The sequence below is a fragment of the Acidovorax sp. LjRoot204 genome (assembly GCF_056175785.1).
The window spans coordinates 25,303-40,069 of the sequence record NZ_JBGFFF010000026.1; the positions used below are offsets into that span (position 1 = coordinate 25,303).

Genomic DNA, 14,767 nt, shown 5'->3' on the forward strand with positions numbered 1-14,767 from the left:
GCGCGCTGTGCCGTGCTGACCTGAGCGCAGGCCGTGAGCAGGCCTGCCCACACACCGTTGCAACGGGGCCCTCGGGCCCCGTTTTTCATGGGCAAGCCGACCCCTCGCCCTGCGCATGCACCATTTCGGGAAACCCAGCATGCTGACGCGCACCACTTCGGTGAACAATGGGGCGCAGCAAAGCACCCGCGTACACAAACCGGGCATCGTTTTTGCTGACTGCAGGACCATGGCCCATCAATGGGGCCAGTGCCTTCCCTCATCGAATTTCCCCTCGCCCGACAGGAGCCCCGAATGAAAAAAAGACTGTTCATGCAAACTGCCGCCGCCCTGGCCCTGATCGGCAGCACCTCGCTGGCCCAGGCGCAGGCCACCACGCCCATCAAGTTCCAGCTCGACTGGCGTTTTGAAGGCCCCGCCGCGCTGTTCCTGCAACCCGTGGCCAAGGGCTACTTCAAGGCCGCAGGCCTGGACGTGACGGTGGATGCAGGCAACGGCTCCGGCGGTGCTGTGCAGCGCGTGGCATCGGGCACGTACGACATGGGTTTTGCCGACTTGGCCGCCGTGATGGAGTTCCACGCCAACAACCCCGACGCGCAGAACAAGCCCGTGGCGGTGATGGTGGTCTACAACAACACGCCCGCCTCGGTCATGGCGCTGAAAAAGAGCGGCATCACCAAGCCCGCCGACCTGGCCGGCAAGAAGCTGGGCGCCCCCGTGTTTGACGCAGGCCGCCGCGCGTTCCCCATCTTCCAGAAGGCCAACGGCATCGGCGCCGTGACCTGGACCGCCATGGACCCGCCACTGCGCGAAACCATGCTGGTGCGCGGCGACGTGGACGCCATCACCGGCTTCACCTTCACCTCGCTGCTCAACCTGGAAGCCCGTGGCGCCAAGGCCGCCGACGTGGTGGTGCTGCCCTATGCCGACTTCGGCGTGAAGCTGTACGGCAATGTGATCATCGCATCGCCCAAGCTCATCAAGGAGAACCCGGCCGCCATCAAGGCGTTCCTGTCGGCCTTCACCAAGGGCGCCAAGGAAGTCATTGCCAACCCCGCAGCCTCCATCGAATACGTCAAGGCACGCGACGGCATCGTGAACGTGCCGCTCGAAACCCGCCGCCTGCAGCTGGCCATCGACACGGTGATCAACAGCCCCGACGCCCGCACCGAAGGCTTTGGCCAGCTCAAGCCCGGACGCCTCTCGCTGATGGCGTCGCAGGTATCGGATGCGTTCAACACCAAGACCCGCGTGAACGCCGACGATGTGTGGAACGCCAGCTTTCTGCCCAGCGCGGCCGAGCTGAACATCCTGCCCAAGAAGTAATTACTATTAATTTGATAGCTGCAAGCGCATGATTCAATAGCGCTTGCGGCCATTCTTAGCATAAAAACTTCCATGCAGGCTGCTGACAACTATTTTGTGGACTTCCGGGACGTCTGGCTCGCCTACAACGACGAGCTGCGCGCCAAGAACCAGTTTGCGGTCGAAGCCATCGACCTGCAGGTACGCCAGGGCGAATTCATCGCCATCGTGGGCCCCTCGGGTTGCGGCAAGTCCACCTTCATGAAGCTGGCCACCGGGTTGAAGATGCCCTCCATGGGCAAGATCCTCATCGACGGGCAGCCGGTGACGGGTCCGCTCAAGGTCTCGGGCATGGCCTTCCAGGCGCCTTCGCTGCTGCCCTGGCGCACCACGGTGGATAACGTGCTGCTGCCGCTCGAAATCGTCGAGCCCTACCGCAGCAACTTCAAGCAAAAACGCAAGGAATACGAAGAGCGCGCCCGCAAGCTGCTGCAAAAGGTGGGGCTGGCGGGCTATGAGGACAAGTTCCCCTGGCAGCTKTCGGGCGGCATGCAGCAGCGCGCCAGCATCTGCCGCGCGCTSATCCACGAGCCCAAGATGCTGCTGCTGGACGAGCCCTTCGGCGCGCTGGATGCCTTCACGCGTGAAGAGCTGTGGTGCATCCTGCGCGACCTGTGGACCGAGCAGCAGTTCAACGTGATCTTGGTCACGCACGACCTGCGCGAGTCGGTCTTCCTGGCCGACACGGTGTATGTGATGAGCAAGAGCCCCGGCCGGTTTGTGGTGCGCAAGGAGATCGAACTGCCCCGCCCGCGCGACCTGGAGGTGACTTACACCAAGGAGTTCACCGACATCGTCCACGAACTGCGCGGCCACATCGGCGCACTGCGCAAGGCCGGTGCGCCCATCCAGCAATAACAAGAAAGCGCCTCATCCCATGCACAAGAAAACCGTAGAGCGCTGGTCTCCCTGGCTGCTGCTGACCGCCACCATCCTGCTGTGGCAGATCATCTGTTCGGCCTTCAATGTCTCCGAGTTCATCTTCCCCAGCCCCTGGGCCATTGCCACCCAGCTGGTGGAGTTTGGCGGCGTCATCGCAGGCCACGCCTGGCGCACCTTCTGGGTCACCATGGCCGGCTTTGGCATCGCCATCGTCGTGGGGGTGCTGCTGGGCTTTGTGATCGGCTCTTCGCGCCTGGCCTACGCCGCCGTGTACCCGCTGATGACGGCCTTCAACGCACTGCCCAAGGCCGCCTTTGTGCCCATTCTGGTGGTGTGGTTCGGCATTGGCGTGGGCCCGGCCATCCTCACGGCGTTCCTCATCAGCTTCTTCCCCATCATGGTCAACATCGCCACCGGCCTCGCCACGCTGGAGCCCGAGCTGGAAGACGTGCTGCGCGTGCTGGGCGCCAAGCGCTGGGACGTGCTGACCAAGGTGGGGCTGCCCCGCTCCATGCCSTACTTCTWCGGCTCGCTCAAGGTGGCSATCACGCTGGCCTTYGTSGGCACCACSGTGWSSGAAATGACCGCKGCSAACGAAGGCATCGGCTACCTGCTCATYWSSGCSGGCTCGKCCATGCARATGGGCCTGGCCTTYGCGGGCCTGATGGTGGTGGGCGCMATGGCCATGSTGATGTACGARCTSTTCAGCKKGATCGAAAAACGCACCACGGGTTGGGCGCACCGGGGTTCTCAAGGTGAATAACCCGACGGCGTTGAGCGAAGCCCAGGCAGCCACGCTGCTGCGCCGCGCCAACGCCGTGGCCCAGCGCGCCAAGGACATGGGCCGCCATCCCTTCGGCGCGCTGCTGGTTGCGCCCGATGGCGAGACCGTGCTGGCCGAGCAGGGCAACATAGACACCGTGAACCATGCCGAGAGCACGCTGGCCCGCACGGCGGCGGCCAACTATCCCGGCGCTTATCTCGCCCAGTGCACGCTGGTCACCACCTTCGAGCCCTGCGCTATGTGTGCAGGCACCATCTACTGGGCGGGCATCGGCCGCGTGCTGTATGGCGCCGAAGAAGCCGCCCTGCTCGCCCTGACGGGCGACCACCCCGAGAACCCCACGCTGGCCCTGCCCTGCCGCACGGTGTTTGCGAGCGGCCAGCGCCCCACCGAGGTGCTGGGGCCGGTGCCTGCGCTGCAAGACGAGATCACGGCCCTGCATCGCGATTTCTGGCGGTAGTTGGCTCTGGCGCTTGTATGCCAAGCGCAAGCAGCTCCTCTTTCAGGAGCAAAAAACACCACCAACCGGTGACTCGGCACCCTGCCGCTATACTGCCCGCCCCGTTTGGACGACAGCAGGATCACACCGCATGCGCTTGACCATTCTTTTGCGCCTTCTGGCCCTTGGGGCCGCAGCAGGTATGGCCGCATGCGGTGGCACCGCGCCGACCCAGCCAGCGGCGGGCGACGCCACACCGGTCGCAGCGACCCCATCCACCGCGCTCCCCATCCGCATCGGCATCGCCCTGGGCGGTGGCGCGGCCAAAGGCTTTGCGCACATCGGCGTGATCAAGATGCTGGAGGCCAATGGCCTGGCGCCCGCCGTGGTCTCGGGCACCAGCGCAGGCAGCGTGGTCGGCGCGCTGTATGCCAGCGGCATGAACGCCTTCGAGATGCAGGAAAAGGCCGTGGCACTGGACGAAGCCAAGATCCGCGACCTGCAGCTGTCGTCCGGCGGGCTGGTACTGGGGCAAAAGCTCGAAGACTATGTGAACGAGCAGGTGCGCCGCAAGCCGCTGGAGCAGATGGCCAAGCCCTTCGTCGTGGTGGCTACGCGGCTGGAAGACGGCGAGCGCACGGTGTTTGCACGCGGCAACACCGGCCAGGCCGTGCGCGCATCGAGCAGCGTGCCCGGTGTGTTCCAGCCCGTCACCATCGGCAAATACCATTTTGTGGATGGCGGCATCGTGAGCCCTGTGCCTGTGGATGCCGCACGCCAGCTGGGCGCCGACATCGTGATCGCGGTGGATATCTCCAACAAGGCCCGGGGCCAAACGCCGGGCAACATGCTGGGTGCGCTGAACCAGTCGATTGCCATCATGGGCCAGAAGCTGGGCCAGGCCGAGCTGGCGCGGGCCGACGTGATCATCCGCCCCCAGGTGCTCGACATTGGCGCCGCCGACTTCAGCCAGCGCGCCAATGCCATCGTGGAAGGCGAGAAGGCCGCGCTGGCCGTGATGCCGCAAATCCGCGAGCGTGTGGCCCAGCTCCAAGCCGAGCGCAGCAAGGCGGCGGCGCAGGCCCAGCAGAAGGCGGCCGAGGCGCAGTACCAGGCCTGCCTGGACAACCGCAGCCGGCTGCAGAAGCTGGCGGGCCTCGCCAAACTGGACGACTCCTGCCCGGCGCCCAGGTAGCGCGGCAAACAAACGATTCCGGCGCAGTGCCCTTCGGGTAAAGTCAACTGCGCCCCGGCCTGCCAGCACATGCCGGCACCGACTTCACGCCCCACTGCCCGCCCCACCCATGTCTTCGCCGTTCTCCGCCGTCAAACCCAGCGCCAAGCTCTCCGACCAGGTGGCCAGCGCGCTGGAGGCCGAGATCCGCGCGGGCCGCATCCAGGCGTCCGACAAGCTGCCCACCGAGGCGGTGCTGGCGCAGCAGTTCCAGGTCAGCCGCACGGTGGTGCGCGAGGCCATCTCGCGCCTCAAGTCGCTGGGGCTGGTGGACTCGCGCCAGGGCAGCGGCGTGTATGTGCTGGCTCCGGGCATCGAGCCGCTGCAGTTCGATGTGCCTCTGGCGGCATCGCGCGAGGCGGTGATGCAGATCGTGGAGGTAAGGCGTGCGCTGGAGGCCGAGGTGGCCGAGCTGGCGGCCCTTCGGCGCACCGATGCAGACATGGCCGCCATACGCGCCGCCATGCAGCACATCGCCGACGCCGTGCGTGCAGGCCGCGACGGGGTGGAAGAAGACGTGCTGTTCCACCGCGCCATCGCCCAGGCGGCAGGCAACCCATTCATGATCAGCACGCTGGACTMTCTGGCGCAGTTTCTCAAGGGCGCCACCCGCGTGACCCGTGCCAACGAAGCGCGTCGCACCGACTTTGCCGATGCGGTGACCCACGAGCACACCCACATCGTGCGCGCCATCGAGGCGGGCGACCCGGTGGCTGCACGCGCCGCTGCGGCGCAGCACATGAAGAACGCACTGGCCCGCATCGAGCAGGCCGACCTGTCGTTCTGGGCCCAGGACGGCGCGCGGCTGGCCCAGCCGCTGGTGGCGGCATCCACACCGCTGGTGTTCTGAGCCACGTCCCAAGCCTGTGCGCCGGGCTTGCGTCCCAACACATCAGCAATCTGCTACATATTTGGTAGCTGCTCAGGCATATTGCACTAGCGCTTGAGTACCAAAACGCCTCAAAACCGCTTCCCCCTCCATGCCCACGCACTGGCAGACGCGGGTTAACCCGTAGCAGTGCCGTGCGCGATAATTTGTATGATAACCATATAAACACACCAACCAAGGTGCAGATGAAAACCCCTGCAAGGCCGTTTTGAGCGGCTCCAGCCTGGGTCAGCCCCTTCCATCCCGGAGATATATCGTTCATGTCCACCCTCGCACTTCTCGGCATCGGCGCCGGCAGCATTGCCCTGCTCCTGTTGCTCATCATCCGCTGGCAGGTCCACGCCTTCGTGGCGATGATGCTGGTGAGCTTTCTGGTGGCGTTTGCTACGCAGATGCCCATTGGCGACATCATCAGTACGCTGATTGCGGGCATGGGCGGCACGCTGGGTTCGGTGGCCATCCTGGTGGCGCTGGGCTCCATGCTGGGGCGCATGATCGAGGTCTCGGGCGGTGCGGCCAGCCTGGCAAACCGCTTCACGCAGCTTCTGGGCCCCACACGAGTGCCCATGGCCCTCACGGCCGCAGCGCTGGTCCTGGCCATCCCGGTATTTTTTGACGTGGGCTTCATCATCCTGGTGCCCATCGTCTACGGCTTTTGCAAGGCAGCGGGCGTCAACCCCATCAAGTTCGGCCTGCCCGTGGCGGGCATCATGCTGGCCGCACACGTGGTGGTGCCACCGCACCCCGGCATCGTGGGCGGGGCTGCCATCGTCAAGGGCGACATTGGCTGGATCACCATCATTGGCCTGGCCATCTGCATCCCGCTGGCGGCGCTGTCACAGTATGTGTCGGGCTGGCTCAACCGCAAGGGCTACCCCCTGCTGCCCACCACGGCCGAGCAGTTTGCGGCTTTTGGCAACAGCGAAGACAGCAAGACCAGCAAAGCAAGCGCTGCTCCAAGCGTCGGCACCATCATGGCGCTGATCGTGATCCCCCTGGCCCTCATCATGGCGGGCACCACCGGTGCCACGCTGCTGCCCAAGGGCGACAGCCTGCGCAACGTGCTGGGCTTCATCGGCTCGCCCATCTTTGCGCTGATGGTGGCCGTGGGCCTGGCGATGTTCCTGCTGGGCCGCAACCAGGGCTGGAACCGTGAACGCACCAACGCCATCATGGAATCCGCCCTGCCCCCCGCCGCCACCGTGATCCTGGTGACGGGCGCAGGCGGCGTGTTTGCCAAGGTGCTCACCGCCAGCGGCATTGGCACGGCGCTGTCGCAAAGCCTCACCGCTACTCATCTGCCGCTCATCCTGCTGGCGTTCATCATCTCGCTGGCACTGCGTGCCGCCCAGGGTTCGGCCACCGTGGCCATCATCACCACCTGCGGCCTGCTGGCCGACGCCATTGCAGGTGGCGGGTATTCCCCCTTGCAAGTGGCGCTGCTCACGGTTGCCATCGGCTTTGGCAGTCTCGGGCTGTCGCACGTCAACGATTCGGGCTTCTGGATCGTGACCCGCTACCTGGGCCTGAGCGTGGGCGATGGCCTGCGCACCTGGACCGTGTTGACCACGGTGCTAGGCCTGGCGGGTTTTGCCCTCACGGCTTTGCTTTGGGTGCTGGTCGCCTGAGTGCCCTCGTATTGAATTTCTTTGAAGGACTGACAACATGACAAAACCCACCGTCGGCATCATCGGCCTGGGCGCCATGGGCGCTGGCATTGCCAAGACCCTGCGCAACAACGGTTTCACCATCCACGTGTGCGACGTGCGCCCCGGCGTGGCAGATGCCTTTGTGGCCGAAGGCGGCACAGCCCACGCCACCACGGCTGCGCTGGCAGCGGTGAGTGATGTGGTGGTGTCGGTGGTGGTCAACGCGGCGCAGACCGAGAGCGTGCTTTTCGGCGACGACGGTCAAGGCGGCGCAGCAGCGGCCATGCGCCCCAGCAGCACCTTTGTGATGTGCTCCACCGTGGACCCCAACTGGTCCGTGGCGCTGGAAGCGCGCCTGAACGCCCTGGGCCTGCACTATGTGGACGCACCCATCTCCGGCGGTGCCGCCAAGGCCGCATCGGGCCAGATGACCATGATGACCTCCGCCAAGCCCGAGGCCTATACCGCTGCGGGCGCCGTGCTCGACGGCATGGCCGGCAAGGTGTACCGCCTGGGTGACAAGGCGGGCGCGGGCAGCAAGGTCAAGATCATCAACCAGTTGCTGGCCGGTGTGCACATTGCCGTGGCCGCCGAAGCCATGGCCCTGGGCCTGCGCGAAGGCGTGGACGCTGCGGCGCTGTACGAGGTCATCACCCACAGCGCGGGCAATAGCTGGATGTTTGAAAACCGCATGGCCCACGTGCTGGCGGGCGACTACACGCCGCTGTCGGCCGTAGATATTTTTGTGAAGGACCTGGGCCTSGTGCTSGACRYSGCGCGCGCCAGCAARTTYCCKCTGCCGCTGKCSKCCACSGCGCACCAGATGTTCATGCAGGCMTCCACCGCAGGCTTTGCCAAAGAAGACGACAGCGCCGTGATCAAGATCTTCCCTGGCATCACGCTCCCCGAAGGCAAGGACAAGGCATGACCCGCGCACGTGCACTGCTGGGCTGCATTGCCGACGACTTCACCGGCGCGACCGACCTGGCCAACAACCTGGTGCGCGCAGGCATGCGCGTGGTGCAGGCCATGGGCGTGCCCACGGCACCTTTGGATGCGGAGGCCGATGCCATCGTGGTCGCGCTCAAGTCGCGCACCATTCCCAAAGAAGAGGCCATCGCCCAATCGCTGGCCGCGCTGCAGTGGCTGAAGGCACAGGGCGCCGAGCAAATCTATTTCAAGTACTGCTCCACCTTTGACAGCACGGTCGAAGGGAACATCGGCCCCGTGACCGATGCGCTGATGCAGGCGCTGGGCACCGACTTCACCATCGCCACGCCCGCCTTCCCCGACAACAAGCGCACCGTGTTCAAGGGCTACCTGTTTGTGGGCGACGTGTTGCTGAACGAGAGCGGCATGCAGAACCACCCGCTCACGCCCATGACCGACCCCAACCTGGTGCGCGTGCTGCAAGCGCAGACGGCCAGCCGCGTGGGCCTGATCGACCACAGCGTGGTCGCTCAGGGCGAGGCCGCTATCCGCGCACGCATCGATCAACTGAAGGCCGAGGGCGTGCGCATGGCCGTGGTGGATGCTGTGTCCAACGCCGACCTGCTGCGCCTGGGCCCTGCCCTCAAGGGCATGCCGCTGGTCACCGCAGGCTCGGGCGTGGCCATTGGCCTGCCGGGCAACTTTGGCGTGGCCCCCAGCAACGAGGCCGCCCGCCTGCCCGCCGCGCAAGGGCTGCAGGCCATCGTGTCGGGCAGCTGCTCGGTGGCGACCAACCAGCAGGTGATGGATTTCATCAAGGCAGGCAAGCCTGCTCTCGCCATCGACCCGCTGCGCATCGCCGCAGGCGTGGACGTGGCTGCCGAAGCGCTGGAATGGGCTGAGGGCCACATCGGCCAAGGCCCGGTGCTGGTGTATTCCACCGCCGAACCTTCGGCTGTGCGCGCCATTCAAGGCAAGCTGGGTTCCGAGAAAGCCGGTGCCATGGTGGAAGAGACCATTGCCGCCATTGCACGCGGCCTGGTGCAGCGCGGTGTGCGTCAGCTCATCGTGGCGGGCGGTGAAACATCCGGTGCCTGCGTGCAGGCCCTGGGCATCACGCAAATGCGCATTGGCGCGCAGATCGACCCCGGCGTGCCGTGGTGCCATGCGGTGGCGCCCGACGCCAAGGACGGGCTGCACATCACGCTGAAGTCGGGCAATTTTGGCAGCACCGACTTTTTCACCAAGGCTTTTGCACAATTGCTGGCATGACCTCTACCCCCGCCTTCATGGATGAAGCCCAAGCCCGCGACGAAATCTGCCGCGTGGGCCGCAGCCTGTTTGAGCGGGGCTATGTGCATGCCACCGCAGGCAACATCAGCGTGCGCCTGGCCGACGGTTACCTCATCACCCCCACCGATGCCTGCCTGGGCACGCTGCAGCCCGAGCGGCTGGCGCGCCTGGACGCACAAGGCCAGCAGGTGGCGGGCGACCGGGCCAGCAAGACCATTGCGCTGCACCGGCAGATTTACGAGGCATCGGCATCGACAGCGGCCCCAGCGCGCTGCGTGATCCATACGCACAGCACGCATCTGGTGGCCTGCTCATTGCAGGCCGACATGACGGCCAACGGTCCACTGGTGCCTGACGCGCAATTGCTGCCTCCCATCACGCCCTACTTCGTCATGAAAGTGGGCCGGGTGCCGCACATCCCGTACCACCGCCCGGGTGATGCTGCCGCGGCAACGCTGGTGGCGCAGACCATCACCCGCTATGCCGCCAAGGGCAGCCCCGTGCGCGCCGTGATGCTGGCGCGCCTGGGCCCCAACGTGTGGCATGACACGCCCGCTGCCGCCATGGCCGTGCTGGAAGAGCTGGAAGAAACCGCACGACTGTGGATGCTGTGCCAGCCTCGCCCCACGCCGCTGACCGAGCCCCAGATCGAAGAGCTGCGCCAGAGCTTTGGTGCCCACTGGTAACGGGTAACGGGCTGGCTGCGCACAAGGCGCGGGGATGAAAGAACACACACAAGGAGACAAACCATGACCCTTTCTTTCTGGCGCAAAGCCTTTGCCCCCGTGCTGCTGGGCATGCTGGCCACAGGCGTTGCATCGGCTGYGGACTACCTCGCCCCCCAACACGGCGAGTGGGTCGTCAAGGATTTCCGCTTCCACACCGGCCAGACTTTGCCCGAACTCAAGCTGGCCTACTCCACCGTGGGCGAACCCACCGGAGAGCCGGTGCTGGTGCTGCATGGCACCAACGGCTCGGCAGAGAGCATGCTCACGCCCGGCTTTGCAGGCACGCTGTTTGGCCCCGGCCAGCCGCTGGATGCACGCAAGTACTTCATCATCCTGCCGGACGCCATCGGCACCGGCCGCTCCAGCAAGCCGTCAGACGGCCTGCGCGCCGCCTTTCCGGCCTACAACTATGACGACATGGTGCAGGCGCAGTACCGTCTGTTGACCGAGCACCTGGGCGTGCGTCATGTGCGCGCCATCATCGGCAACTCCATGGGCGGCATGCACACCTGGGTGTGGGCCCAACGCCACCCCGATTTCATGGACGTTGCCGTGCCCATGGCCTCGCTGCCCGCCGCCATGTCAGGCCGCAACTGGATGATGCGCCGCCTGCTGGTCGATGCCATCCGCAACGACCCCGAATGGCAGGGTGGCAATTACACCCGCCAGCCCCGCAGCCTGCAGTTTGCGTCGGTGTTCTTTGGCACCGGCACCAACGGGGGCAACCAGGGCTTGCAAAAGCTGGCCCCCAACCGCGCTGCGGCCGATGCGCTGGTGGAGCAACGCCTCAAGGCCCCTTTCCGTGGCGATGCCAACGACCACATCTACCAGTGGGAAGCATCGCGCGACTACGACCCCGAGCCCGGGCTGGAACGCATCACCGCGCGCGTGCTGGCCATCAACTCGGCAGACGATGAGCGCAACCCACCCGAGCTGGGCGTGCTGGACAAAGCCATCGCCCGCATCCCGCACGCCCAGGCCTACGTGATCCCTGCCAGCGCCGACACCCTCGGCCACAGCACGGTGGGCCTGGCGCGCTTTTACCAAGACCGGCTGGCCAAGGTGCTCACCAACGCACCACACCGCTGACCGCTTTTTTCTCAGGAATCTTTCATGCCCCGCTTTGCCGCCAATCTGTCCATGCTCTACAACGACGTGGACTTTCTCGACCGTTTTGCCGCCRCTGCCCGCGATGGCTTCCAGGCGGTGGAGTACCTTTTTCCCTACGCCTACTCTGCGCAAGAACTGGCCGCGCGCCTGCAAGCCAAAGGCCTGCAGCAAGTGCTGTTCAACGCCCCGCCCGGCAACTGGGACGCGGGCGAACGCGGGCTGGCCTGCCTGCCGGGGCGTGAGGCCGAGTTCCGCGAAGGCATTGCCAAAGCGGTGGAATACGCCAAGGCCCTGCAGTGCCCCAGCATCCACGTGATGGCCGGGCTGGTGCCCCAGGGCGCGGACGCGGCCACCGTGCGCGCCACCTACATCGCCAACGTGCGCTACGCCGCGGAACAGGCTGCGCCGCACGGCATCCAGATCCTGCTGGAGCCCATCAACGGCCGCGACATGCCCGGCTTCTTCCTGAGCCGCCAGGACCAGGCTCATGCGCTGATCGCCGAGATCGGCGCCGCCAACGTGAAGGTGCAGATGGACCTGTACCACTGCCAGATCGTGGAAGGCGACCTGGCCATGAAGGTGCGCCAGTACCTGCCCACAGGCAACGTCGGCCACTTCCAGATTGCCGGTGTGCCCGAGCGCCACGAACCCGATGTGGGCGAGATCAACTACACCTACCTGTTCCAACTGCTGGACAGCCTGGGCTACGACGGCTGGATTGGCTGCGAATACCGCCCCGCGCGCGGGGCCGCCGCCCACGCCACCAGCGACGGGCTGGGCTGGCTCAAGCCCTGGCTGTAAAGACCTACCTCGCACCACAGTTGCCGTTGCACGCCAGACACTGGTGCAGCGCGCACCATGGTGTGGCGCGCGGGGGTGTTAGGCCATGGCCCACACGATGGGATCGCATGGCACAGATCCTGCAAATACGCAGACGCCAAGAGTAGAAGCGTTCAGCGGCCACCGCCCGGAAATTGCTCTTGAAGCATGCAATGAACTGACGCCACCACGGGCGCGCAGGACTGTGCGTCTTCAGGAGGCCGGTGCCCCCACCTCGCAGCCCCAGCGCCCTGTCGGTTGATTGCATGCACCCCGTTCGGAGGGGTGTGAAGCCTGGCTTTTCACTCCCCCGTGGTTACCCGCCAACGACCAGGAGTGCTCCACCATGCAACGCCGTTCCCTCATCCGCGCCACCGGCGCCGCCGCCCTTCTGTCTGCCGCACCGTTTGTGCGCGCCCAGGGCAATCTGCAAAAGTTCAAGTTCAACCTGGGATGGAAGGTCGAGGCCTCGGGCGCGGGCTTTTTGCTGGCGCAGCAGCGGGGCTACTACAAGGATGCGGGCCTGGATGTCACCATCGACACCGGCAACGGGTCCGCATCAGCCATCAGCCTGGTGGCGGGGGGCGCGTATGACGTGGCGTCGGCCGACCTCTCGACCATGATCGAGTTCAACACCGCTAACCCGCAGTCCAAACTGGCGGCGGTCGCCATCCAGTACGACCTGAACCCCAACTCGGTCATGGTGCGCAAGGACGGCGCCATCAAGAAGCCCGCCGACCTGGCGGGCAAGACCATCCTGGGCCAGCCCTTCAACGCCTCGCGCAAGCTCTTTCCTGCCTTTGCCAAGGCGCAAGGCTTTGATGGCAGCGGCGTGAAATGGGAGAACGTGGCGCCCGACATTGGCGACACGCGCTTCGTGAAAGGTGACTTTGACGCAGCGGCGTACTTCTTCTTCACCGGTCTGCTCAACCTGAAGGCGCGGGGCCTGACGCCGGATCAGATCACGGTGTTCCGCTTCTCGGACTATGGCCTCAAGTCCTACGGCAACGGGCTCATCGCCAACGCCAAGAGCATGCAGGACAACCCGGACGCCATGAAGGCTTTCGTCAAAGCCACCACGCGCGGCTGGGTCGATGCAATTGCCGACCCGCGCGCCGGCGCTGCCGCCATCAAGGCCCGAGAGCCCCTGGCCCATGAAGAGATCGAGTTCGAACGCCTGCAGCTCATCGTGGACGGCACCATGAAGACCGCCGAGACACGCGCCAACGGCTGGGGCGCTGCCACGCCTACGCGCCTGCAGGCCACCATCGATGAGACCGTGGCAGCCTTTGGCCTCAAGAGCAGCCTGGCGGTGGCCGACATCTGGACCGACCGCTTTCTGCCCCCGGCCGTAGACCGCAAGCTCAAGGCCTGACAAGGGGAAAGCCATGGGCATCCCCCTCCTCGACCTCAGCGGCGCCCTGCAGCCGGGCGCGCCGCGCAGCCCCGCCGTGATGGCCGTGGCCGCCCAACTGCGCCAGGCCTGCACGGGCCCGGGGTTCTTCTACGTGCGCCACCACGGTGTGCCGCAGGACATCATTGCGCGCCAGTTTGCCTTGGCGCAGCAGTTCTTCGACCTGCCGCTGGCCTCCAAGGAAGCGATTTCGCTGCACCACTCACCCGCGATGCGGGGCTACGAAAGCCTGGGCGGGCAGACCCTGGACGCGAATGCGCGCCCGGACCTCAAGGAGAGCTTCTATTGCGGGCTGGACTACGCGGCAGACCATCCGTATGTGCAGCGCGGCTACCACTCCTACGGCAGCAACCAGTGGCCGGAGGCGTTGCCCGAGCTGGCCACCCAGAGCCGCACCTACATCGCCGCCATGCGACAGCTGGCCCTGCGGCTGATGCAGCTGCTGGCGCTCTCGCTCGACCTGCCAGAAGACTATTTCGACCACACACACCAGAGCCCCATGCTCACGCTGCGGCTGCTGCGCTACCCACCCCATCCTGAGAGCGCCGATGCGCTCACCTTTGGCGCGGGCGAGCACACCGACTGGGGTGCCATCACCCTGCTGGCCCAGGACCACCATGGCGGGCTGGAGGTGAAGCTGCCCACCGGCGAATGGGTGGCTGCCACACCCATCGAGGGAGCGCTGGTGGTGAACCTGGGCGACATGATCCCGCGCTGGACGAATGGGCTGTACCGATCCAACCCCCACCGCGTGCGCAACGTGCACAGCGGGGACGCACCGCGCCACTCCATTCCGTTCTTCTACACGCCCGACTACGAGGCCCAGGTGGTCCCCGTCCCCAGCTGCGTGCCTGCGGGCGAGTCGCCGCGCTTTGCACCCTGCACCGTGGGCGAGCACCTGCAGGCCATGTACCGCAAGACGTACGGCCTGGGTCAGACCACCGCCCCAGCCAGCGCGGCGGTGATGGCATGAGGCTCTGGTTCAACCTGCTGTGCCAGGACATCGAGGCGCAGCTTCAGTTCTATCAAGCCCTGCTGCAGTTGCCCGAGGCGCCGGGGACGCGCTCGGCCATCTACCGGGCGGTGGAGACCGAGCACTTCCAGCTCGGCTTCAATGCCCCCGAGGCCTATGCCCTGCTAGGCCTGGCCGACCGGCAGCCTGGCGCAGCCTTGCCGTCACCACGCGGCGTGACAGGCTATGCCACCTTCATGCTGGACACACAGGACGCAG

At 65.8% G+C, this 14,767-nt stretch carries 15 protein-coding genes; all 15 read left to right on the forward strand.

Features of this window, described 5'->3' with window-relative positions:
* Positions 1–294: 294 nt before the first annotated feature.
* Positions 295–1,326, forward strand: a complete 1,032-nt coding sequence (locus AC04MI_RS07530) for an ABC transporter substrate-binding protein (RefSeq protein WP_099729438.1) — start codon at positions 295–297, stop codon at positions 1,324–1,326.
* A 72-nt stretch (positions 1,327–1,398) separates the two neighbouring features.
* The gene (locus AC04MI_RS07535) at positions 1,399–2,223 is read left to right on the forward strand and encodes an ABC transporter ATP-binding protein (protein WP_056060735.1); all 825 of its coding nucleotides are present in this window, start codon (positions 1,399–1,401) and stop codon (positions 2,221–2,223) included.
* Between the two features lie 19 nt (positions 2,224–2,242).
* A complete protein-coding gene (locus AC04MI_RS07540; protein WP_476497492.1) occupies positions 2,243–3,010 on the forward strand; it encodes an ABC transporter permease in 768 nt (255 codons plus the stop codon).
* Entirely contained in the window at positions 3,003–3,491 is a 489-nt protein-coding gene (locus tag AC04MI_RS07545; RefSeq protein ID WP_255409855.1) for a nucleoside deaminase, read from the forward strand. Before AC04MI_RS07540 ends, AC04MI_RS07545 begins: the two co-directional genes overlap by 8 nt.
* 130 nt (positions 3,492–3,621) lie before the next feature.
* Positions 3,622–4,665, forward strand: a complete 1,044-nt coding sequence (locus AC04MI_RS07550; RefSeq protein WP_436078142.1) for a patatin-like phospholipase family protein — start codon at positions 3,622–3,624, stop codon at positions 4,663–4,665.
* Positions 4,666–4,774: 109 nt separating this feature from the next.
* Positions 4,775–5,554: a FadR/GntR family transcriptional regulator gene (locus AC04MI_RS07555; protein WP_476497493.1), complete on the forward strand. Its 780-nt coding sequence runs from the start codon at positions 4,775–4,777 to the stop codon at positions 5,552–5,554.
* Positions 5,555–5,853: 299 nt separating this feature from the next.
* Complete coding sequence (locus AC04MI_RS07560) at positions 5,854–7,221, forward strand: GntP family transporter (protein WP_436078144.1); 1,368 nt, start codon at positions 5,854–5,856, stop codon at positions 7,219–7,221.
* A 37-nt stretch (positions 7,222–7,258) separates the two neighbouring features.
* A complete protein-coding gene (gene ltnD / locus AC04MI_RS07565; protein ID WP_476497495.1) occupies positions 7,259–8,170 on the forward strand; it encodes an L-threonate dehydrogenase in 912 nt (303 codons plus the stop codon).
* A complete protein-coding gene (gene otnK, locus AC04MI_RS07570) occupies positions 8,167–9,444 on the forward strand; it encodes a 3-oxo-tetronate kinase (RefSeq protein WP_099729432.1) in 1,278 nt (425 codons plus the stop codon). Before ltnD ends, otnK begins: the two co-directional genes overlap by 4 nt.
* Before the next feature lie 17 nt (positions 9,445–9,461).
* Positions 9,462–10,151 carry a class II aldolase/adducin family protein gene (locus AC04MI_RS07575; RefSeq protein WP_476497504.1) on the forward strand — a complete coding sequence of 230 codons (690 nt, stop codon included), beginning with the start codon at positions 9,462–9,464 and terminating at the stop codon, positions 10,149–10,151.
* A gap of 63 nt (positions 10,152–10,214) precedes the next feature.
* Entirely contained in the window at positions 10,215–11,282 is a 1,068-nt protein-coding gene (locus AC04MI_RS07580; protein ID WP_476497496.1) for an alpha/beta fold hydrolase, read from the forward strand.
* Between the two features lie 24 nt (positions 11,283–11,306).
* A complete protein-coding gene (otnI, locus tag AC04MI_RS07585) occupies positions 11,307–12,104 on the forward strand; it encodes a 2-oxo-tetronate isomerase (protein ID WP_476497497.1) in 798 nt (265 codons plus the stop codon).
* Between the two features lie 364 nt (positions 12,105–12,468).
* Entirely contained in the window at positions 12,469–13,497 is a 1,029-nt protein-coding gene (locus AC04MI_RS07590; protein WP_476497499.1) for an ABC transporter substrate-binding protein, read from the forward strand.
* 13 nt (positions 13,498–13,510) lie between these two features.
* Positions 13,511–14,509, forward strand: coding sequence for an isopenicillin N synthase family dioxygenase (locus tag AC04MI_RS07595; RefSeq protein ID WP_476497500.1), 999 nt, complete (start codon positions 13,511–13,513; stop codon positions 14,507–14,509).
* Positions 14,506–14,767: VOC family protein (locus AC04MI_RS07600; RefSeq protein WP_476497501.1), on the forward strand; the 262-nt coding region annotated here is incomplete at its 3' end. The genes AC04MI_RS07595 and AC04MI_RS07600, both read left to right, overlap by 4 nt.

Coding starts and splice junctions, on each gene's coding strand:
- AC04MI_RS07530 (WP_099729438.1), top strand. CDS start 295: ATGAAAAAAAGACTGTTCATGCAAACTGCCGCCGCCCTGGCCCTGATC.
- AC04MI_RS07550 (WP_436078142.1), top strand. CDS start 3,622: ATGCGCTTGACCATTCTTTTGCGCCTTCTGGCCCTTGGGGCCGCAGCA.
- AC04MI_RS07560 (WP_436078144.1), top strand. CDS start 5,854: ATGTCCACCCTCGCACTTCTCGGCATCGGCGCCGGCAGCATTGCCCTG.
- otnK (WP_099729432.1), top strand. CDS start 8,167: ATGACCCGCGCACGTGCACTGCTGGGCTGCATTGCCGACGACTTCACC.
- AC04MI_RS07575 (WP_476497504.1), top strand. CDS start 9,462: ATGGATGAAGCCCAAGCCCGCGACGAAATCTGCCGCGTGGGCCGCAGC.
- AC04MI_RS07590 (WP_476497499.1), top strand. CDS start 12,469: ATGCAACGCCGTTCCCTCATCCGCGCCACCGGCGCCGCCGCCCTTCTG.
- AC04MI_RS07595 (WP_476497500.1), top strand. CDS start 13,511: ATGGGCATCCCCCTCCTCGACCTCAGCGGCGCCCTGCAGCCGGGCGCG.